At 67.9% G+C, this 22,179-nt stretch carries 16 protein-coding genes; 10 read left to right on the plus strand and 6 right to left on the minus strand.

What is annotated here, in order from left to right:
• Together RJ03_RS27135 and RJ03_RS27140 are read left to right on the plus strand one after the other, a co-directional pair.
• On the plus strand, positions 1-750 hold a 750-nt coding region (locus RJ03_RS27135), incomplete at its 5' end, for a carbohydrate ABC transporter permease (protein ID WP_036507396.1).
• A gap of 19 nt (positions 751-769) precedes the next feature.
• Positions 770-2,089: an ABC transporter substrate-binding protein gene (locus RJ03_RS27140; RefSeq protein WP_232329214.1), complete on the plus strand. Its 1,320-nt coding sequence runs from the start codon at positions 770-772 to the stop codon at positions 2,087-2,089.
• Here the strand turns inward: RJ03_RS27140 and RJ03_RS27145 are convergent, their stop codons facing one another.
• The 3 genes from RJ03_RS27145 to RJ03_RS27155 are packed head-to-tail and all read right to left on the minus strand — an operon-like array spanning position 2,090 to position 5,369.
• Positions 2,090-4,120 (minus strand): M13 family metallopeptidase, encoded by a 2,031-nt coding sequence (locus tag RJ03_RS27145; protein ID WP_167332013.1) that lies wholly within the window; start codon positions 4,118-4,120, stop codon positions 2,090-2,092.
• Complete coding sequence (locus RJ03_RS27150) at positions 4,121-4,510, minus strand: DUF397 domain-containing protein (RefSeq protein ID WP_036507398.1); 390 nt, start codon at positions 4,508-4,510, stop codon at positions 4,121-4,123.
• Between the two features lie 10 nt (positions 4,511-4,520).
• On the minus strand, positions 4,521-5,369 hold the full coding sequence (locus RJ03_RS27155) for a DUF5753 domain-containing protein (protein ID WP_036507401.1): 849 nt from the start codon (positions 5,367-5,369) through the stop codon (positions 4,521-4,523).
• 117 nt (positions 5,370-5,486) lie between these two features.
• Here RJ03_RS27155 and RJ03_RS27160 point away from each other — a divergent pair, with 117 nt between their 5' ends.
• The gene (locus RJ03_RS27160) at positions 5,487-6,002 is read left to right on the plus strand and encodes a hypothetical protein (RefSeq protein WP_036507404.1); all 516 of its coding nucleotides are present in this window, start codon (positions 5,487-5,489) and stop codon (positions 6,000-6,002) included.
• 10 nt (positions 6,003-6,012) lie between these two features.
• On the opposite strand, the gene RJ03_RS27165 is transcribed toward RJ03_RS27160, so the two are convergent.
• On the minus strand, positions 6,013-6,618 hold the full coding sequence (locus tag RJ03_RS27165) for a DUF4190 domain-containing protein (protein ID WP_036507407.1): 606 nt from the start codon (positions 6,616-6,618) through the stop codon (positions 6,013-6,015).
• 51 nt (positions 6,619-6,669) lie between these two features.
• The gene (locus RJ03_RS27170) at positions 6,670-7,470 is read right to left on the minus strand and encodes a pirin family protein (protein ID WP_036507411.1); all 801 of its coding nucleotides are present in this window, start codon (positions 7,468-7,470) and stop codon (positions 6,670-6,672) included.
• Between the two features lie 95 nt (positions 7,471-7,565).
• Between RJ03_RS27170 and RJ03_RS27175 the strand changes: the two genes are divergently transcribed.
• From RJ03_RS27175 to RJ03_RS27185, 3 genes are all read left to right on the plus strand, one after another.
• Positions 7,566-8,933 (plus strand): MFS transporter, encoded by a 1,368-nt coding sequence (locus RJ03_RS27175; protein WP_051025306.1) that lies wholly within the window; start codon positions 7,566-7,568, stop codon positions 8,931-8,933.
• A gap of 217 nt (positions 8,934-9,150) precedes the next feature.
• Positions 9,151-10,752 carry a DUF4185 domain-containing protein gene (locus RJ03_RS27180; protein WP_232329232.1) on the plus strand — a complete coding sequence of 534 codons (1,602 nt, stop codon included), beginning with the start codon at positions 9,151-9,153 and terminating at the stop codon, positions 10,750-10,752.
• An 82-nt stretch (positions 10,753-10,834) separates the two neighbouring features.
• The gene (locus RJ03_RS27185; RefSeq protein ID WP_036507415.1) at positions 10,835-11,650 is read left to right on the plus strand and encodes a hypothetical protein; all 816 of its coding nucleotides are present in this window, start codon (positions 10,835-10,837) and stop codon (positions 11,648-11,650) included.
• 33 nt (positions 11,651-11,683) lie between these two features.
• On the opposite strand, the gene RJ03_RS27190 is transcribed toward RJ03_RS27185, so the two are convergent.
• Complete coding sequence (locus RJ03_RS27190) at positions 11,684-13,132, minus strand: CCA tRNA nucleotidyltransferase (protein ID WP_036507449.1); 1,449 nt, start codon at positions 13,130-13,132, stop codon at positions 11,684-11,686.
• A 183-nt stretch (positions 13,133-13,315) separates the two neighbouring features.
• Between RJ03_RS27190 and RJ03_RS27195 the strand changes: the two genes are divergently transcribed.
• The 4 genes from RJ03_RS27195 (at position 13,316) to sigM (ending at position 22,038) form a co-directional block, all read left to right on the plus strand.
• Entirely contained in the window at positions 13,316-13,852 is a 537-nt protein-coding gene (locus RJ03_RS27195; RefSeq protein WP_064923396.1) for an NUDIX hydrolase, read from the plus strand.
• Positions 13,849-16,410: a DUF6049 family protein gene (locus tag RJ03_RS27200; protein ID WP_036507418.1), complete on the plus strand. Its 2,562-nt coding sequence runs from the start codon at positions 13,849-13,851 to the stop codon at positions 16,408-16,410. The genes RJ03_RS27195 and RJ03_RS27200 overlap by 4 nt, the downstream gene beginning before the upstream one ends.
• An 865-nt stretch (positions 16,411-17,275) precedes the next feature.
• Positions 17,276-21,202 (plus strand): murein biosynthesis integral membrane protein MurJ, encoded by a 3,927-nt coding sequence (gene murJ, locus RJ03_RS27205; protein WP_083871365.1) that lies wholly within the window; start codon positions 17,276-17,278, stop codon positions 21,200-21,202.
• A 272-nt stretch (positions 21,203-21,474) separates the two neighbouring features.
• On the plus strand, positions 21,475-22,038 hold the full coding sequence (sigM, locus tag RJ03_RS27210) for an RNA polymerase sigma factor SigM (protein WP_036507452.1): 564 nt from the start codon (positions 21,475-21,477) through the stop codon (positions 22,036-22,038).
• Positions 22,039-22,179: the final 141 nt, after the last annotated feature.

A 22,179-nucleotide genomic window follows, 5' to 3' on the forward strand; every position in this document is an offset into this window, starting at 1 on the left:
ATCCTGATCACCTCGTTCAAGGCGCGGCCCGATATCTACACCCAGCCGGCCGTGTGGTGGCCACGCAGCCGGCATCCGGAGAACTATCGCGAGGCCACGACCACGCTGCCGTTCTGGACCTTCCTCCGCAATTCGCTGATCGTCACCGCCGTCGTCTCCGCGGTCAAATTCGCGCTCGGCGTCTTCAGCGCCTACGGTCTCGTCTTCCTGCGCTTTCCTGGGAAGACGCTGATCTTTCTGGCGATCATCGCCGCGCTGATGGTGCCCAACCAGATCACCGTGATCTCCAACTACGCGCTGATCGCCCAGGTGGGTTGGCGCAATACGCTGCCGGGCATCATCGTGCCGCTGTGCGGAGTGGCGTTCGGCACCTTCCTGATGCGTAACCACTTTCTGTCCCTGCCGGTTTCGGTGATCGAGGCGGCGCGCATCGACGGTGCGAACTGGTGGCAACTGCTGGTGCGAGTGGTACTGCCGATGTCCGGCCCGACGATGGTGGCGTTCGCGGTGGTCACGCTCGTCAACGAATGGAACGAATATCTGTGGCCGTTCCTGATGGCCGACGACTCCGGCGTCGCGACCCTGCCCGTCGGATTGACGCTGCTGCAGAACACCGAAAATCCCAGCGTCACCAACTGGGGGCCGGTGATGGCCGGAACCCTGCTGACCATGCTGCCGATTCTGGTGGTGTTCGTGCTGCTGCAGCGGCACATGATCAAGGGCCTCACCACCGGTGCCGTCAAAGGATGATTCGCTCGAGGAGAGTGCCGTGACCCGACCGCGCACACTGACCCGTCGCGGATTTCTCACCGCCACCTCGGCGGCCGCCGGGCTGGCCCTGTCGGCGTGTGCGGGGATGGGTGGCAGCACCGGTGTCGGCGGCGATCCGAACACGATCATCTTCTGGTCGAATCATCCGGGCACCTCGAAGAATCAGGAAACCGAGCTGATCAACCGGTTCCACGCGCAGCATCCCGATCTGACGGTGAAGCTGGTGGACGCCGGGCGCAACTACGAAGAGGTGGCGCAGAAGTTCAATGCCGCGCTGACGGGCGGCGCCCTGCCGGATGTCGTTGTGCTCTCGGACGTCTGGTGGTTCAACTACGCGTTGAACAAGGCCATCGAACCGCTCGACGAGCACATCGCGGCCGCCGCAGTGCCACTGGCGGACTACGTCGACAGCTTCGTCGACGACTACCGGTTCGCGGCAAAGCTGTGGGCGCTGCCGTATGCGCGCTCGACTCAGATCTTCTGTTACAACCGCGGCCTGTGGGCCCGCGCCGGTCTGCCCGACCGTGGCCCGCAGAGCTGGCAGGAATTCGACGAATGGGGCCCCGAACTGCAACGTGCCATCGGCGCGGGGAAGTGGGCGCACGGCTGGGGTGATGCCAAGAACTATCTGGCCTGGACATTTCAGGGACCGAACTGGACTTTCGGCGGCGCCTACTCGGATCGGTGGACACTGAAGTTCTCCGATCCCCGCACGGTCGAGGCGGGAAACTTCCTGCGCGACATGATCAATCGCAAACACTACGCCGCCATCCGCCCACAGCTGGCCGTGGATTTCGGCACCGGCGTGGTGGGCTCGGCCATCACCTCCACCGGCGACATCAAGGGCATCGTCGCCAACGCGGCGGGCAAACTCGACTTCGCCACCGCATTCCTGCCGCATCCGAACGGGCCGGGATGTACCACCGGCGGTGCGGGACTGGCGATTCCGTCGCGCATCTCCGATCAGCGCAAGACCAACGCACTGCGCTTCATCGAGTTCATCACCAATCCGGTGAACACGGCCTATTTTTCGCAGGCGACGGGCTACATCCCGGTGCGCAAGTCGGCGGTCCACGATCCGTCGGAACAGCAATTCCTCGCCGCCAACCGCAATTTCGCGACCGCTGTCGACCAGCTGCCGCTGACCCGTTCGCAGGACTATGCCCGGGTGTTCCTGCCCGGTGCCGATCAGATCATCGGCACCGGGCTGGAACAGATCGGATTGCAGAACCGGGACGTGACGTCGGCCTTCGCCGATATCACCGATCGGCTGCAGACCATCTACGAGCGGCAGATCGAACCGAAACTACCGCGGTAGCTACCAGATCCGCACACGCTCGGTGGGTTCCAGGTACAACGCGTCACCCGGTTCGACACCGAACGCCTCGTGGAATCCGTCCAGATTGCGAACCACACCGTTGCACCGGAACTCCGGCGGAGAATGCGGGTCGACGGCCAGCCGGCGGATCGCCTCCTCGTCGCGGGCCTTCGTCCGCCACACCTGCGCCCAGCCGAAGAACACGCGCTGCAGCCCGGTCAGTCCGTCGATCACCGGCGGCTCCGCGCCGCCGAGTGAGATCTTGTAGGCCTCCAACGCGATCGAGAGCCCACCCAGGTCGCCGATGTTCTCGCCGATGGTGAATTCGCCGTTGACGGTGTGGCCGGGCAGCGCCTTCGGTTCGAACTGGTTGTACTGGTCGATCAGCGCCTTGGTGCGCTTACCGAATTCGGAACGATCGGTTTCGGTCCACCAGTCGACCATATTGCCGTCGCCGTCGTATTTGCTGCCCTGATCGTCGAAGCCGTGGCCGATCTCGTGCCCGATCACCGCGCCGATGCCGCCGTAGTTGGCGGCGTCGTCGGCGTTCATGTCGAAGAACGGCGGTTGCAGAATCGCCGCCGGGAACACGATCTCGTTCATGCCCGGGTTGTAGTAGGCGTTCACCGTCTGCGGCGTCATGAACCACTCGCCGCGATCGACCGGGCCGCCGAGCTTGTTCATATCGCGGTCGTGGTCGGCGGCGTAGCCACTGCGGTAGTTGCCGACCGGATCGGCGGGATCGACGCGGACCGCGGAATAGTCGCGCCAGGTGTCGGGGTAGCCGATCTTGGGGGTGAACCGCTCCAGCTTGGCGAGCGCGGCCTCACGAGTCTCCGGGCTCATCCACTCCAGTTCGCTGATGTTGCGGCGGTAGGCCTCGATCAGATTCGCCACCAGCTCCTGCATCCGCTGTTTGGCCTCGGGCGGGAAGTGTTCGGCGACATAGATTTTCGCGACCGCTTCGCCGAGAAGATCCTGCACCAGCGAGACACCGCGCTTCCAGCGCTCGCGATTCTCCTGGGCGCCGGTGAGGGTGCGGCCGTAGAAGTCGAAGCTCTCCTCGACGATCGCGGCGGTCAGATACGGGGCGCGTGCCCGCAGCACCCGCCAGCTCGCCCACGCCTGCCAGTCCTCGAGCGGCTCCGCGGCCCACAGCTGCGCGAAGGTACGCGCGTAATCGGGCTGGCGCACGATGACTTCGGCGAACAACTCGGTTCCGGAGGCCGAAACCCCCGCCGCCAGTTCCTCGGTCCACGCGGTCCAGTCGAATTCCGGATTCGCGGCGGCCAGGTCGGCGAAAGTGGTGAGGTTGTAACTCAATTCGGCGTCGCGGCGGCGCACCACATCCCAATGCCCCGCGGCCAGTTTGCGTTCCAGCTCGAAGACGCGCTGCGGGTCGTACTCGAGCGCGGCCAGCTGGAACATGCGCCGGATGTGCTCGACGTATTTGGTGCGGATCTCGGCGTAATCGTCGTTGCGGTAATACGATTCGTCCGGCAGGCCGAGCCCGGACTGGGTCAGGTTGACCAGATAACGCTGCGAATTCTTGTCGTCGGTATCGACGTAGGCGCCGACCGCCCCGCCCACACCGGTGCGCTGCAGCCGGCCCAGCAGTGCAGCGAGTTCGCCGCGGTCGTTCACCTCACGCACCGCCGCCAGTTCCGCGGCGATCGGGGTGAGCGCGGCGGCCTCCACCGCCTCCTCGTCCATGAAGCTGTTGTAGAGGTCGGCGATCTTGCGCGCCTCCTCCTCGTCCGGCACCGCGGCCACGGTTCCGGCCGCCAAGTCCTGGATGATCTTCTTGACGTCCAGTTCGGCCTGGTCGTAGAGGGTGCGGAACGCTCCGTCGACCGCGCGATCGGCGGGAATGTCGTAGGTGTCCAGCCATTTGCCGTTGACGTGCGCGAACAGGTCGTCCTGTACCCGCACAGCGTCGTCGCGATAGGTCAGATCGATGCCCGAGGGAGTCGTCACGTCGAAAGTCACGACCTCCAGTATGCCGACGACGGCGTCGCGCCGCCGCCGCATTCAGCCCGGTGCGGCGGTCGCCACCGGGATGCGGTCGAATTCACCGTCATGGGCGCCGGCCGAGAACGCCTGCCACTCGCCGGGGGTGAACGACAGCTCGGTGGTGTCGTGGACAAGTACCGTGCCGCCGTCCGGGGCCGGGCGTATGTGCAGGTCACCCTCGATGCCACCGTGCAGGAGCATGCGGAGGAACGCCATCCAGGCGAGCGCCCCGACGGTGATCACCGGCTCGAGCTCCGGTCTGTTCGCGGGATCGCGGCGGTATTTGCTGTCGCGGATCTGCACCGCGTCACCGTCGAAACGGACCTCGACGCACTGGTTGCCGTTGTTGGTGCGCGTGGAGGTGAACCAGGGCGTGACCTCCGGCCGATACCTCGCGGGGGTGGGCATGGGCGGGAGTTTACACGGCTGCGTATTTCTCGATCAGCGCCAATGATTCTGTGCGCGTGAGGGATTGATCGAGAGCTCGCACGAATGCGAACGCCAGATCGTGCACCTGGTCGGGATTGTCGACCGGCCCGCCGAAGACCGCGCTCTCGGCCCAGCCGAAGGTCGGCAGATACTCGGAGGCGAAGTCCAGCAGATGAAAACTCGCCCCGCCGAGGATTGCGCCGTCGGGTGCCGCGAACGGGATGACCCGGATGTCCACGTTCGGCCTTGTGCGCAACAGCCCGGCCAGATACTCCAGCTGCGCACACAGCACTGCCTGGCCGCCCACCTGCTGCAACAGGGTCGCCTCGCCGACCACGGCGGTGAGGGCGACGGGATCGTGCCCGTGCAACCGCTTGCGGCGGCGCATCCGCACCGCGACCAGCTGTTCGACCTGCGCCGGCCGGATCATCACATCGGCGGCGATCAGCGCCCGCGCATAGGCCTCCGTCTGCAGCATGCCGGGGATCACGAGGCTGTCGTAGCTGCGAATACTGTCCGCGCCGTATTCCATCCCGTAGTAGCGCTGCAGTTCCGGGCCGATCAGGGCCGATCGCGTCCACCAGCCGCGCTCTCTCCCGGCCGCCAGCAGGGCGAGCAGTTCCGCGCGTTCCTGTTCGCCGACCGCGAGCAGGTCCAGCACCGGACCGATGGTGTTGGCGGTCAGCACCCGGCGGCCCTTCTCGACATGCGACCAATTGGCGGGGGTGAACCCCACCGCGCGGGCGAAGCCGGCCGAGTCGAAGCCGCGTTGTTCGCGGAGTTCGCGCAGGCGACGGACCAATTCCCACCGGGCGACCACTGGCGAGGTAGGGGCCATGCGGGCAGATGCTACGCCGGCCACCGCGACACGCCTCTGACTATTGTCATTTCAACTGTACGGGGATACGGTCTGCGTATCGGTGGCACTGCACTCGACGACGAGACGAGGTTCGCCATGAGCACGCGCGACCCGATGGCCGGCGCGATCGAACCGAATATCACCACCATCACCACCGCGCCGCGCGCAGTCACCCAGGAAGCGCTGGTCCGCTGCCGTCGCTACCGGAAAGAGAACGGGCTCTACGGCATCGTCGAACCGGTCCGAGGTCGCATCCTGTTGGAAATAGGCCCGGTCGGCGCGATCACCGTGCCGGCCGCCCTCGGAGCACCGATTCGCGAATATCTCACCGTGCGCGGACATCGCGGGCCGATCATCGGACATCCGCGCTCGGCGCGCTGGACCTTCTTGACCGGACATGTCGACGAATCGGCCACCGACGCCGCGATCGCGTCCGATATGTTCCATCGCTGCGCCGCCCTGGTCGCACCGGGTACCACCATCGTGCTGCCCTCACCGGCCGACGAGCGCACCGGATACCGGGTGTGGATCGATTCGCCGCACAGCGATTACCGGCCGGAACTGGCCGAGGTGCTCACCGCAACCCGCCAGTGCCGGCCGGACCCGTACTGACCCGCGGCGATCAGGAGGTCGGCCGCGGACTCAGGGTCACGCTGTACTTGTTCTCCAGCGTCTGATTCCAATCACGCTGGCACTGGTCGATCTTCGACTGATCGCCGTTGGCCTTGTTCACACAGTCGAGGAAATCCTTGCCGCCGTTGTTGACGAAGAAGTTGACCCCGATGGCGGCGATCACGATCCCGGCGATCAGGCCGAGCAGGCCCAGGACCAGACCGGCCATCGCCATCCCGCCCCCGGCCGCGGTGCCGCGCCGCGCCTTGACCGTCGCGATGATGCCGAAGATCAGGGCGACCAGGCCGAACAGGATGCCGCCCACCACCGTCCAGCAGGTCAGCACGGCGATGATGCCGAGGACCAGCGCCGTGATGGCCAGCCCCTTGCCCCTGGGCTGCTCCCAGGTGCCCTGTCCCGGCGGACCGGGATAGCCGCCCGGAGGCGGCGGGGGGTATCCACCCGGATACTGTCCGGGCTGCTGGCCGTACTGGCCGGGTTGTTGTGCGTACTGGCCCGGTTGCTGGGGATATTCGCCCGGACGTCCGGGTTCGCCACCCGACTGCGGATACGGTTCCGGCGGGGGGTAGTTCCCGGGCGGTGGATTCTCGGTCATCGCTGTCCTCTCCTCTGACGCACGGGCCCTCGACGGCCGCGTCTGCCGACTCTATTGACCGCCGAGACGTGCGTGCATTTCCCACACCAGGACTTCCGCCGGAACCTCGGCGACGATGCGCTGCCCACCGCTTCGGGTCATCCGCACCGCGTCGCCCTCGTAGAGGGTTCCGACGCCCTCCATCTCGACCTCGCCGCGGGCGACGAAGACATGCAGGTAGGGCGCCTCGGGCAGGGTGATCGCCTGCCCCGCAGCCGCTCCCGCCGCACCGGGCATACGCCCGACGTGCAGGGCGGAATGGCTGCTGCTGATCGCGATCGCGGTGCGATCGCGATAGCGCGGCATACCCGTGGCGACCGTGATCAGGCCGCCGCGGTCCAGTTCGTCGTCGATTTCCAGTTGCTGATATCCGGGAGTAATTCCCGGCTCGTCCGGTACTACCCACATCTGCACGAAATGAACCGCTTCGGAATGCGGCGACGTGCCGCCCTGTTCGGGCGGAAGCCGCCACGAATCATTCTTTTCCGAATGCAGAATTCCGGTTCCCGCGCTCATTCGCTGCGCCAATCCGGGATAGATGACACCAGCATGTCCGAGCGAATCCTGATGCACCAGAGATCCGTTCAGAACCCAGGTGACAATTTCCATATCGCGATGCGGATGAGTGTCGAATCCCTCGCCCGGCAACACGATGTCCTCGTTGTTCACCAGCAGCAGCCCGTGATGGGTGTTCTCCGGATCGTAATGCTCGCCGAACGAGAACGAATGCTTCGAATCCAGCCATGCCACACGGGTTTTCATGCGATCGCCGGCGCGATGAACATCGATGTGTGGTGTCGTGAGTGTGGACAACGGGGGTCCTCCTCTCGAGCTGCTGTCGAGGCCGCCGGGTAGATTCTACCGTGGCTGCGCACCGGCCCCGCACATTGATCCGGAGGTGAACCGAAATGCGACCCGACGCCGCGCGGCGGGCCGCGGTGGCCGCCGCCGTCCGCCGGCCCGGAATGCCGCGGCTGGCGCTGATCCGGTTCTCCGGACAGTTCGGCGACGGAATGTTTCAAGCAGCGCTGTCGGGTGCGATTCTGTTCAATCCCGAACGTGCCACCGATCCGCTGGCCATCGCGGGCGGGTTCGCGGTACTGCTGCTGCCGTATTCGGTGATCGGACCGTATGCCGGAGCGATGCTGGACCGCTGGGACCGGCGGATGGTGCTGCTGATCGCCAATGTGCTGCGGGCGGTGTTGATAGTGGTGACCGCGGTCGGGCTGTGGGCCGGAATCCGCGATACGCCGCTGTTGCTGCTGGCGCTCGCGGTGGTCGGGATCAGCCGATTCGTCCTGGCCGGGATCTCGGCGTCGCTGCCTCGGGTGCTGGAACAGCGCTGGCTGGTGCCGATGAATTCGGTCCTGGCCACGGTGGCATCGGGATGCGCCGGGGCGGGTGCCGCGGTCGCGGTGGCGATCATCGGGGCGGTGGGCGCGGGGGACGTCGCGGGTGCGGTGGCGGTGGCGGCCAGTGCCTGCGGGTCGGCGATCTCGGCGGTGGCCGCGATCGGCTTCACGCGCCATCAGCTCGGACCCGAACATCGAATCGGTGCGTCCGGGCGCGGCGCGACCGCCGAGTCCGTGCGCGCCGTGTTGACCGGTCTGCGCACCGGCGCCCGTGCGGTCGCCGAATCGCGGGATTGCACCACCGCGATGATCGGCGTCGGCACCCACCGCATCGTTTTCGGCGCCAACACCCTGCTCATGGTGCTGGTCCTGCGTCGCCCCAACGAATCCGGCATGTCGGCGAGTTCGGGACTGGTCGGCTTCGGCGTCGCGATCACCGCGGTCGCCGCGGGCATGCTCGCCGCCGCGGTGCTGACGCCGCTGCTGATTCCGCGGCTCGGGCGCCCGCGCACGGTGGTCGCCGGACTGTCGGCGGCGCTGCTGGTGCAGGCGACACTGGTCCCGCCGATCACCGTCGCCACCGGCGCGGCCGAACATCGGGCCCACCAACTGCTGCTGGCCGGCGCGTTCCTGCTCGGCATGGCCGGGCAGATGGTGAAACTGACCGGCGACGCGACCCTGCAGATCGATGTCGACGACGCTCGGCGCGGACAGGTATTCGCCCTGCAGGACACGATTTTCAACATCACGTTCGTCGTCGCCGTCGCCGTGACCGCCCTGGTCATTCCCGCCGACGGCCGTTCGCTCGGTGTGGTGGCGGCCGGCGCCGGACTGTACGCGCTGGGGATCGCGGCGATCGCGGTCAACAGCCGCCGGCGCACGCCACGCGATTCCTCCGGACGTTCGCAGACGCATCCCGGCTGATCGGTTAGATTGTTAGCCGCTGTGCTCGGTCCCAGCTGATGCGGTGACTGACAGTGCATGTCACCAGCGGTGCGAGTGGTAGTCGAGGAGTGCGGTGTTCGGGAACAACGCGACGGGGAGAGCTGCTGCCGGCGGAGCGGCGGCGGCGCGCGGCTCCACCCACATCGGAAAGCGCTGTGCCTCGGCGATTTTCACGCCCGCGGTCACCGGATTGCTGGTGTTCGGCACGCTCGCACCCGTCCCCGCGTCGGCCGAACTCGCCCCGTGGGCGCCACCACCGAAGAATGCCTGCGGCGAAACGGGATTCGATCCGCTCGCGCGTCAGCCCGATCCGAATGCGCCTGCGCCGCCGATTCTTCCGCCCAGGATCGACATCCCGGTGCCGGTGCCGGAGATCGTGCCCGTACCCGTGCCCGGCCCGCGGCCGGACAACACCCGGATCGTCCCGCAACCACTGCCGGCGGACCCGTGCCACAACCCGTGCCCGGACATTCGCGATACGCCGAAACCACCGCCGACCGAAGATCCTTCCGCGCCGGGCGAATCCGCCCCCGACTCCGGATCGGCATCCGGCTCCGGTTCGGCACCCGGCTCGAACAGTGGCTCGGGCACAGGTTCCGGGTCCGGGTCCGGCACCGGCTCGGGATCGAATTCCGGCCCGTTCAATCTGCCGAACATCAATATCAATCCCGAACCCGAACCGATTCCGATCCCCATCCCCGGCGGCGAACCGCCGGCGCCGGAGACCCCGCCGACGCCGGTGCGGCCGTCGACCGACCCGGGCGCGGTCGCGGTGGCACCCGCGCCGCGCACGGTCGAGAACGTGAAGCTGGTCAATCAGGTGACCGGCCACGGCTCGGTCAACCGCACCGATATGCGCTGGCAGGTCGACGGGACCGATCTCGGCATCATGTGGGAGACCGGACCGGGCAAGGTCGCGGTGGTATTCGGCGACACGTTCGGCAAGGGCTGGGAGTACGGCCAGGCCGGCGGACCGGACTGGCGATCGAATGTGCTCGGGTTCAGCTCCGAACGGGACCTGTCCAAGGGCCTGATCATCGACGACATGGTGCAGGACAGCCGCTGCCACGCCGCCGAACTGCTGAACAGCCGCAAGATCAAGAACTTCGAGACCACGGTGATCCCCACCTCCGGATTCGCCCTCGGCGACCGGCAGTACATGAGCTACATGTCGGTCAATCACTGGAGCAGGGTCCCGGGGATGTGGTGGACCAACAACGGTGGTCTGGCCTACTCCGACGACGGCGGCAGTACCTGGGTCAAGGATCAGTACGCCAAGTGGGACAACATGTTCGGCATCGATCGCTTCCAGGTCGCGACGATGGTGCCGCACGGCGACTACGTCTACATGTTCGGCACGCCCAACGGCCGCATCGGCATGATCGGCCTGGCGCGGGTGCCGAAGAAGGACGTGCTGAACAAGTCCGCGTATCAGTACTGGGTCGACGGCACCTGGGCCCCCGCGCAGGAGAATCGCGCCACGCCGCTGCTTCCCGGCATCGCGGGCGAGTTGTCGGTGCGCTACGACGAGTCGAGCAAGCAATGGCAGATGGTGTACCTGGACCCGGCTCGGCACGCGATCGTGCTGCGCACCGCGACCGAACCGCAGGGAGCCTGGACCGACGGCACCGTGCTGGCCGATACGAACGACTACCCGAAGGCCTACGGCGGTTTCATCCACCCCTGGTCGACCGGTAAGGACCTCTACTTCACGATGTCGGCCTGGGACAGCTACAACGTCTACCTGATGCACGCGACGCTGAACGATCCGACCGCACCGGAACCCGCCGATCCGTAGGCCCGCGCGAGTAGGCCGCGCGAGGAAATGTCATCGACACCACCTCGCGTATTCACCGGCGGCCAGTACTCTCGAAGCAATCATGGCCACCTATTTCGATCCCAAATCCTGGTCGCCGTTGCGAGCAGTGGACCTGGGCCGGCGGCTGTTCGACCCGGAGTTGCTGGATCAGTGGACGGCTTTCACCACCGCATGGCTCGACCCGGTGGCGGATCTCGGGGCGGGAACTGTCACCGCACTCATGCCGGATGTGCTGATGACGCTGCTCAGCGAGGGGATTTTGAGCCGCTTCGGCGGCCGGGAGGTCACCGCCACCCTGCTCGGCCACGATCTGACCGCGATTCTGCAGACCCTCAAGGTGCGCCGCCGCGGCGCCCACTTCCAGACCAAGACGGTGCTGACCGAGCTGCGCTGGAACGGACATCCGATCGAGGAGATGACGGTGATCGCGCACGGAGTGCGGCTGATTCCGGGTGTCCCGACGAAGGTGCGCACCGCCGGACTCGACGTCACCGGCACCGTGACCACCGCGGCGCTGGTCGAATGGCTCAACGAGAAGCGGCTGAACTGGCGGTTCGAGGTGCATCCGAGCGGATTGATCAGCGCGCGCCATCGCACCCGTAAATTCCAGGCGCTGGTCGACGCCGCCATCAGCGACAACCTCGTTACGATCGCGGTCCACCAGGCTGCCTGGTCCGGCGTCCGGGTGCCGCGGCGCTGGGTGTCGGTGGCGCCGGTCACGCTGGCGGACCTGCCCAACGACGTGCGCATCGTGCGTGCCGACCGGCAGGGCGACAGGGTGCATTTCCGGCTCGAACTGCCGCAGGTCACCGGCTCGTTCGACCTCGGGCAGATGTGGGCGGCGATCGTCGCCGGAACCACGCTGATCGTGTTCTGAGACCTCCGGACCGCCGAGTCCGGTTCCGCGGCGCTACTGTCCGCCTGCGTTCCACCATTCCAGCAGGGCGGCCTCGGCCTCGTCGCGAGTCAGCGGACCGCGATCCAGCCGCAGTTCCTTCAGGTAGCGCCAGGCGCGGCCGACCTGCGGTCCCGGCTCCAGGCCGAGGAGTTCCATGATCGCGTTGCCGTCCAGGTCCGGACGTACCCGCTGCAGATCCTCCTCCTGCTGCAGGCGTTCGATCCGGGCTTCCAGATCGTCGTAGGTCGAGCGCAGCAGTGCGGCGCGGCGCTTGTTGCGGGTGGTGCAGTCCGCGCGCACCAGTTTGTGCAGCCGCGGCAGCAGGTCGTCGGCATCGGTGACGTAGCGGCGCACCGCCGAATCGGTCCACTGGCCCTTGCCGTAGCCGTGGAAACGCAGGTGCAGATACACCAGCCGCGCCACGTCCTCGGTGAACTGCTTCGGATATTTCAAGGCGCGCATGCGCTTTCGCACCATTTTCGCGCCGACGACCTCGTGGTGGTGGAAGCTGACACCGCCGCCGGGTTCGTTGCGCTTGGTCGGCGGTTTGCCGATGTCGTGCAGCAACGCGGCCCAGCGCAGCACCAGATCCGGATCGCCCGACTCCTGATCGATGGCCTGGCGCAGCACCGTCAGCGAATGCTGATAGACGTCCTTGTGCTGATGGTGTTCGTCGATCTCCAGCTTCATCGCCGGAACCTCGGGCAGTACCCGTTCGGCCAGCCCGGTCTCGCACATGATGTCTATACCGTCGGTGGGATATTCACCGCCGATCAGCTTGTCCAGTTCGGTACGCACCCTTTCGGCGGTGATGCGGCGGATCTCGTCGGCCATCAGAGCGATCGCCACCCGCACCCGTGGCGCCACCTCGAAGCCGAGCTGGGAGACGAAGCGGGCCGCGCGCAGCATGCGCAGCGGATCGTCGTTGAACGAATCCTCCGGCGCCGCAGGAGTATCCAGCACACCGGCGAGCAGGGCCGCCATGCCGTCGAGCGGATCCACGAATTCCAGATCACCGGCCGGGCCGATACGTACGGCCATCGCGTTGACCGTGAAGTCGCGGCGGACCAGATCACCCTCGAGGCTGTCACCGAAGGTGACCTCGGGGTTACGCGAGACGCGGTCGTAGCTGTCGCTGCGGAAGGTGGTGATCTCCAGCTGCCGGCCCGATTTCGACGCGCTCACCGTGCCGAACGCCAAACCGCCGGTGTCCCAGAGATGGTCGGCCCAACCGCGCACGATCTCCAGTACGACCTCGGGCCGGGCGTCGGTGGTGAAGTCCAGATCGGTGCCGAGCCGGCCCAGCACGGCGTCGCGCACGCTGCCGCCGACCAGGTACAGCTCGTGGCCGCGCGCGGCGAACAGGCCGCCCAGCGGAGTCAGGACATCCGAGAGCCGGCCCAGGGTGATCGCCGCCGCGGCAAGCAATCGCGTCCGGCGATCATCGTCGGGGTCGGACACGGCCCTTCCTTTCACTTGTGTGCCGTCCTCCACTTCTGCGTCAACGGACTTCGGCGAAACCACGGAAACGCAGCTTAGTTGGTGCGCACCCGCCCGGACCGGACGGATGCCCCGCCGCGCTGCGGCATGAACTCGGCATCGAACACGTTCAGTGCATCGATCCGGCGCGGCTAGACTGACCCGGTGTCTCCGGCCGATCGCGCGAACAGTCGACGCCGCCAGCCCCGGCGCCGCGGTTCGGCCGGTAATGCGGCGAAACCTCGTATGCGCACCGTCCGGGAAACCTCGGCGGGCGGCCTGGTCGTCGACGGCCTCGACGGGCCCGCCGAACAGCGCTGCGCCGCGCTCATCGGCCGCACCGACCGCCGCGGCCGATTGCTGTGGTCGCTGCCGAAGGGGCATATCGAAGAGGGGGAGACGGCCGAGCAGACCGCCGTCCGGGAGGTCGCCGAGGAGACCGGCATCAACGGCCGGGTGGTCGCGGAACTGGGAAGCATCGACTACTGGTTCGTCACCGAAGGCCGTCGGGTACACAAGACCGTGCACCATTACTTGATGCGGTCGTTGGGGGGTGAGCTCTCCGATGCCGACGTCGAGGTCACCAAGGTGGCCTGGGTGCCGTTGAGCGAACTCGATTCCCGGCTCGCCTACGCCGACGAACGGCGTCTGGCCGAGGTCGCGAATCGGCTGATAGATCGGATGGAGAGCGGCAGACAATGACGCGTGCGAGTCGCAGTGGGCACCGCTGGGTGCTCCTGCTCGTCTCGCTGGCGCTCGCCGTATTGAGCGTGCCGTCGGCCGGGTCGAGCCATGCGCAGCCGTCCGGGTCGGGAGGTTCGACCGCAGCGCCGAAATTCCTCAAACTCACACTCGATTCGGTGTCGCCGAGCACGATCACCACCACCAGCGATTCCGTCCTCGCGCTGACCGGCACGGTGACCAATATCGGCGATCGCGTGGTGGACGACGTCAGTGTGCGAGTACAGCGCGGGGCGGCCATCGCCGAACCCGGCGAACTGCGCTCCACGCTGCGCCAGGATCAATCGGACTTCCCGGTCAGCGCGCAGTTCCAGGACGTCGCCGACCAGTTGGGGCCCGGACAGCGCAAACAGTTCACCCTGCGGATCGGGGTGCGCGAGGGCATGTCCAACGCGGCCGCCAATCCGCCGGTCACGGACTCGCTCGGCATCACCGAACCGGGCGTGTATCCGCTGCTGCTGAATGTGAACGGCGAACCGGCCTACGGCACTCAGGCGCACCTCGACGATGCGCGGTTCCTGCTGCCGGTCCTCGGCCTGCCCGCCCTGCCGAACGGCGCCGATGCCGCGGCGGAGGGGTCACAACCCGTTCCGGCCGCACCGCAGCCGCCGGTGGCGACCACCATGTTGTGGCCGCTGGCCGACCGGCCCCGCATGGTCGCCGGCATCCCCGGCTCGGTGGACGGCAAGGCGCTGCTCACCGACGACGAACTGGCCGGGGAACTGGCCGCGGGCGGCCGCTTGGATCAGCTGGTCTCGGCCCTGGAGTCGACGCTGCGACCCGACCCCTCGCACGATTCCGGCCGCGCGGGTCCCGGACTGGCCGGATCGCTGTGCCTGGCCGTGGACCCGGATCTGCTGCTCACCGTGTCGAAGATGACCGAGGGATATCGAGTGCTGGCCTCTCCGTCGGATCCGGACGGGCCCACACGCGACGGCACCGGTCCGCAGGCCGCGCGCGCGTGGCTCGACCGGCTGCGTGCGCTGGCGCCGACGATGTGCACGGTGGCGCTGCCGTTCGCGCAGGTCGACCCGACCGCGCTGGCCGGCGTGCATGATGCCGATCTGGTCGCCCGCGCTATCACCGCGCCCGCGGATATCGTCGATTCGCTGCTGTCGGTCAAATCCGTGCGCGGGGTGAGTCTGCCCGCTTCCGGAGCCATCGGAGCCGATGCCGCGACCATGCTGACCGAGCGCGGTTTCACCACCGCCGTCCTCTCCGGGAATGCGGTCGCCGAGGGCGGTTCCCTCAGCACCGCAACGGGTTCCGGGCGCGGCGAGGCGACGGTGCGCAGTACCGCCTCCGTCGCCGCGGACATCGCGCCGGTGGTACCGGAGATGGTGCGCCTGCCGGCCGCCGCACCTGTCAAACCCGACGCCGCGCCGCCGGCGCTCGATTCCGGATTGAAGGTCGCGACCTTCGACATGTGGTCGGCGACCGCGCTGGCCGCGGTCGGGTCGAATCCGCCGACTCCGGCGTTCACTCCCGACCGCGTCCGGTACGCGGTCACCAACGACTCCCGCACCGCCCGACTGCAGGATGCACTGGGCGCGCTGAGCTGGCCGGTGCTGAATACGACCGAGACCCGTCCCCGCGCCACCCTCCTCATGCCGCCGCAACAGTGGGGCGCCGACCGCGACGAGGCCGGAGCGCTGCTCTCGCACCTGGAGCTCATGTTCCGCAGCGGTCTGGCGACACCGCGTTCCTTCACCGACCTGCTCGCGCAGCCGGTCGATCCGCGCCCGTACGACCTGGACTACTCCGGTGACGCGGCGGCACAGGCGGTGCCCGACCAGTTCGTCGCGCCGGTCGGACAGCAGGAACATCGGATCGACGATCTGATGAGCGCCCTGGTGGAGATCCCCCAGCAGGAGCCGACACCACGGACGTTCCTCACCCCGTTGCGCGACGATCTCATCCGGGTGCTGACGCTCTCGGACCGCACCGGTACCGATGCGCAGGCCGACACCGCCGCGCAACGACGACTCGAACAGACCACCCGGACCATGGACGGGCTGTTCTCCTCGGTGAGCGTGCTGCCGCCGGGCGGCGTGTACACGCTGGCCTCGGAGCAGAGTCCGCTGTTGCTGGTCGCGCGCAACGATCTGCCGGTCGCGATCCGGATCCGGTTCAAGATCGGGGCGCCCGCCGAGACGAATATCACCGATATCGGTGAGCAGCAGCTTCCGGCGGAGGGTACCCGGTCGTTCCAGATTCCGACCAAGGTGAGCGACAGCCGTAACCTGGTGATTCCGATATCCCTTACCACACCGGCCGGAGTGCCTCTCGGCAATGCCACCTCGGTTTCGGTACGTTCGAACGCTTACGGTCAAGCGTTGGCGATAATTACCGCATGTGCCGGTGCACTGCTGTTCCTGCTCGCCGGTCGCCGCCTGTGGCGCCGCTTCCGGGGACAGCCCGATCCGGCCGACAAGGGTTTGGACCCGGGAAAACGACGCAGGCTCAACCGATACCTGCGCGCCCGCAAACGAGTACTGCAGGAAGAGGAGGCACAGTGAGCGACAATCGCGCAGCGGCTTACTGTGCCGACCGAATGCCGAGCAGACCGGAGGTCCGGTGACCGAGTACGACGGCCCCGTCGTGCCCGATCAGGCCGACGACGAGCAGTTTCCGCGACGCGCGCCCGCCGCGCCGTGGGAGCGTGGACCGCGTCGGCTGAGTCCCGATCCCTCGATGCCGCCCTCGGGCGCCAACGGTGTCGTACCCAACGGGACGCCGCCGCACCGCTTACAGCCGAACGACGCCCGGCCCGATCCGGCCGATCCGCGGCGGCCGCTGAGTGGCCCGATTCCGCAGGTACCCCCCGCGGGCCGGAAACCCGGCCCGAACGGAGCACGACCCACTCCGCCGCCGCGCCGGCAAACACCGCCCAGCGCACCCATCCGTCAGACCCCGGGTGCCGGCCCGCGCCAGATTCCACCGGGGGCATCGCCCCGTCCGGGCCCGCCGAATTCACCCGACGGGCCCCGGAATCCGGGACCGCAGAATCCGCCGCGCCGGCAGAGCCCGCCGAGCGCGCCGCTGCGCCAGACGCCGCCGAACGCGCCACGCCAGCCACTACCGCCGAATGCGCCACCGAGCGAGCCGTTCCGTCAAGTCCCCCCGACGGATCATCGGGGTGCTCGCCCGCCGCAGGACGGCGCGCCGCCGGGACGGCCCCGTCCGCCGCAGCGCGGCCCGCGCCCGCCGGTCGAGCCCCCGAATCAGGATCCTCGGTACTGGGACCCCCAGTACCGCGAGGCCCAGAACCGGGAACTCCCGCGCCGGGATGCGCAGCGTCCGGATCCGCGGCGGTCCTATCCGCCGGGCCCGCCGAGCGGTCCGGTCGACCAGGTACCTCGCGCACCCCGCGCGGAGCGGGCGATGCCGCGCCACATCCCGCCGTCCGAGGCGGAGCCGCGCCGCCGGCCGGCAGGGGAGCGTCCGGCTGCTGCGCGCCCGGATTCGGCACGGCCGACACGTGCGCGCAGCGATTCGGCAGGTCCGCGCACCGCCCAGCAGGCCGTCATCGAGCAGGAACCGGAAGACTCGTCGACTTCGCGATTGGTCCGCGACTCCGGCTCCATCGCGGTCGCCACGTTGGTCAGCCGCATCACCGGCTTCGTCAAGCAGCTGTTGCTCGTCACCGTGCTCGGCCCGGCCATCGCCAGTGCGTTCACGGTCTCCAGCACGATCCCGACCATGATCTCCGAGCTGCTGCTCGGCGCGGTGCTCACCGCCATCGTGGTGCCGACCCTGGTCCGCGCGGAGAAGGAGGACCCCGACCGCGGCGCGGCATTCGTCCGCCGCCTGGTCACCGCGGCGTTCACGGTGTTGGCCATCGGCACCGTCCTGGCCGTCGCCGCCGCCCCGGTGATGACCACCCATATCTTCCTGTCCCACGACGGCAAGGTGAATACCGCGCTGACCACGGCGCTCGCCTTCCTGCTGCTGCCGGCCATCCTCTTCTACGGGATGTCGGGCCTGCTCATGGCGATCCTGAACACCCATCAGGTGTTCAAACCGGGTGCCTGGGCGCCGGTACTGAACAACGTGGTCGTACTGGCGATTCTGACCCTGTACGCGGTCACGCCGGGAGAGATCAGCCTCGATCCGGTCCGGATGAGCGATCCGAAGCTGCTGGTCCTCGGCGTCGGTGTGACCGTCGGTGTCATCGTTCAGATGGTGAGCCTGCTGCCGGCCATCCGGCGGCTCGGCATCGATCTGCGCCCGCTGTGGGGGGTGGACGCCCGGCTCAAGCAGTTCGCCGGGATGGGCGCGGCCATCATCCTGTACGTGTTCATCAGCCAGATCGGCTGGACCATCGCCACCCGGGTCTCCTCGCATGCCGACGTCGCGGGCCCGACCATCTATCAGAACGCCTGGCTGCTGCTGCAGCTGCCCTACGGCGTGCTCGGCGTGACGCTGCTGACCGCGATCATGCCGCGCCTGAGCCGCAATGCCGCCGCCGACGACAATCCGGCGGTGGTCGACGACCTCGGCGTCGCCACCCGTCTGACCATGATTTCGCTGGTCCCGGTGGTCACCTTCCTCACCATCGCGGGTCCGCAGATCGGCCAGGCGCTGTACGGGTACGGCCATTTCGGCAGTTCGGATGCCGGCCGCCTGGGCGAGGCGGTCTCCTGGTCGGCGTTCACGCTGATTCCCTACGCGCTGGTGCTGATTCACCTGCGGGTGTTCTACGCGCGGGAGCAGGCCTGGACCCCGACCTGGATCATCCTCGGCATCACCGGCGTCAAGATCGTGTTGTCGCTGCTCACACCGGTCTTCTTCAGTGACGATCACGTCGTCATCGCCTTGGGTGTGGCCAACGGTCTGGGCTTCGTGACCGGCGCGGTGATCGGCGGCTGGCTGCTGCATCGCAGTCTCGGCGATCTGCGGATGGCCAATGTCGGCCGGACCGTCACCCGCGTGGTGCTGGCCTCGGTGGCCGGCGCGGCGGTGACACTGATCATCGATCAGGTGCTGGGCCTGTCCCGGCTCGACGGCGGCCTCGCCTCGGTACTGCGGGTCGGCCTGGACGCGATCGTGATGTTCGGCGTCGCCTTCGGCCTGATGCGCCTGGCGGGTGTTCCGGAGATCGTCGCGCTCACGGTCGCGGTGTCGCGGCGCCTCGGCTTCACCCCGCCGGCGCCCGACCTCGGCCTGGACGACGCCGCGGTCGATATGCACGACACGATGGTGCTGCCGCGTCCGGAACTGGCCGCTCCGTATTACTACAGCTACGACCCGTACACCGACGCCCAGACCATGGTGTTGCCGGTAATCCGTCCTGGTGCGGTTGACCGCACCGGCCAGGGCGAGTTCCCGTACCCTGTTCGGCAGAGAAACGCAAATGCCGGTGCTGCACCGGCGCAACGGACTTCGACAGTTCAGGGCGAAGGAGGAGCGAGGGTGAGCGACGACGCGGCGGAGGGTCAGCCTTCCGCCGAGGCTGCCGACGCGGCAGGCGCAGTGCGCACCGACGACGTCCCGCCCGGGAGTGTTCCGCCGGCCGACCGCACTCGGGACTCCGCATCCGACCATACGGAAGCGTCGAACGCCGGTGCGGCGCCCGACGCCGAAGCCGGTGTGGACGGGAATGTCCCCGACGCGCCGAACACCGCGGACGCGGTCGGCGGCAACGGTGCGGAAGCGGTGCCGCCCGGAGCGGTGCCGCCGCGGGATCCGGCCTACGACACCGGCATGCTGCCGGTCGGTTCGCCGGAGATGCCCCCGATGCGGGTGGAACCGCCGTCCCGGCGGGTACCGCGCGGTCCGAAACTGATTCCGGGCGCCTCCGTGGCGGGTGGCCGCTATCGGCTGCTCGCCGACCATGGCGGCGCACGCGGACTGCGGTTCTGGCAGGCCTTGGATGTGAAATTGGACCGCGAGGTCGCGCTCACCTTCGTCGATGCCGATCAGAAGGCCGCAGACAATCCCGGCCACGACGGCCCGCAGGCCATCCTCTCGCGCACGCTGCGCCTGGGCCGGATCAACTCGTCCGGCCTGGCCCGCGTGCTCGATGTGGTGCGCGGTAGTTCCGGCGGCATCGTGGTCGCGGAGTGGACTCCCGGCCGCTCGCTGCGGGAGATGGCCGAGACCCAGCCCTCGCCGATCGGTGCGGCACGGGCCATCCGGGCCCTCGCCGCGGCTGCCGAACTGGCCCATCGCGGCGGCGGTTCGCTGTCGATCGATCATCCGGACCGCGTGCGCATCAGCGCCTCCGGCGATGCGGTGCTGGCCTTCCCGGGCACCTTGGCCGATTCCGACGCGCAATCGGATGTGCGTGGCCTCGGCGCGATGCTGTACGCGCTGATCACCGCGCGCTGGCCGATCCGCACCGGCGGCGTCACCGGTGCCGCGGCGACCGTCGGCGGGCTGAAGCTGGCCGATTTCGGCAGCGACGGCTCTCCGGTGGAACCGCGTCAGATTCGTCCCGAGGTGCCGTTCGAGATCTCCGCGGTGGCGGTCCGCTCGCTCGAGGCCGACAAGGGCGTGCGGACGGCGGCGACCGTGCAGCACGTGCTCGAGCAGGCCTCGGTCGTCGACCAGAAGACCGACTTCATCCCGGTCCTGCGTCTGGGCCAGCGTGCGGTGGCGAATCCGGACGAGACCCTTGCCGATCCGGAACTGCTCGCCGCCGAGCGGGAGCGGTCGCAGCGAATGCTGTGGATCCTGGTCGGTCTGGGTGTGCTCGCGGCGCTGGTGGTCGGCGTGATCATCTGGTGGCTGCTGAGCATCTTCGCGCCGGGCTCGGCCGACGAACCGCTCAACGAACAGCAGCGCAAACTGGGCCTGACCACGGCCAGCGTCGCACCGACCGCCCCGGCGGCGCAGTCCGCGGGACCCGCGCCCACCACGGCTGCCGGACTTCCGCTGCAGGCCACGGGCGTTTCGGTGTACTCGCCGGAGGGCACCCCGGACAGTCCCGGCAACGTGTCGGCGCTGCTCGACGGAAACCCGACGACCACCTGGCACACCGATCAGTACTTCCAGCAGTTTCCGGCTCTGAAGAAGGGGATCGGCGTGCTCGCGACGCTGCCCGGTCCCAGCAAGGTGAGCAAGGTCGTCATCGATTCCGCGTCACCGGGCACGGTGGTCGAGGTACGGACCTCGCCCACCGCGGTCCCCACCCTGGATCAGACTCAGCTCGTCGGCCAGGCCACCCTGGCCGACGGCACCACCACGATCCCCGTGCAGTCCGATCAACAGGCTCGCTACGTCCTGATCTGGATCACCCAGCTGGCCAACAACGGCGGCCAGTTCCAGACATCGCTCGGCGACATTCGCTTCGAGGCAGCTTCCTGATTCGTGCCGTCGCGGCCGGAGACCGTCCCGGCCCCGTGATATCGCCTCGCTCTGGTTGCTACCGATTCGTAATGAACGTTATGATTCACAGCGCGCTCTCAGCAGGGGAGCTTCCTGGGATCTGGTGTCTCGGTCCTGGATGATGCGGAATTAGCGGCCTGTCCGGTGTAGGACTTCGTGCCGCCGTGAGCGCTGTCCAAGGGGTTTGTGTGTCGTTCGAAGCGATCGCCAGTGGGGGGACACCGGAGTCGTCTGCTGTCCGTCGTCGCTCGATCGATCCGGACGAAACCACCGATTTCGAATTACTTTCCGCCCATGTCGCCGGCGACCGCGATGCTTTCGGCATTCTGTTCCGCCGCCATTACCACCGGCTCTGGCAATTGGCGCTGCGCACCTGCCGCACTCCGGAGGATGCCGCCGATTCGCTGCAGGACGCGCTGCTGTCCGCGCACCGCAATGCCGCCACCTTCCGCGGGGATGCGGAGGTACGCAGCTGGTTGCATCGCATCGTGGTCAACGCGTGCCTGGATCGTATGCGGCGCAACAAGTCCCGGCCCGCGACGTCGCTGTCGGACGAGTCCGTGGCCGAACCGGCGGTGGAACGCGACGACATCGCGCAGCGCGAGGTGAGGATGGTGGTCGCCGCGGCACTGTTCACGCTGCAGCCCGATCAGCGAGCAGCGCTGGTTGCGATCGACATGGAAGGGTATACCGTAGCGGAAGCGGCGCAGTTGCTGGGCGTCGCCGAGGGGACGATCAAAAGTCGCTGCGCCCGTGGCCGTAAACGGCTGGAACAGGAATTGGAATTCCTGCGAAATCCGGGGAACCGGACGTAGCCGAGAAGCGTCATTACTAATAGACGGACAATTATTCGTTGTGCCTGCCGCCGCATCGCTGCGATGACAGGCGCTACATCATGAGGCCGGACCCGGAGAGGCGATGGACGACAAGGGCGAATTCGCCGCGCGGCGACGCCG

This window comes from Nocardia aobensis NBRC 100429 (assembly GCF_000308375.1).
Taxonomy (GTDB): Bacteria; Actinomycetota; Actinomycetes; order Mycobacteriales; family Mycobacteriaceae; genus Nocardia; species Nocardia aobensis.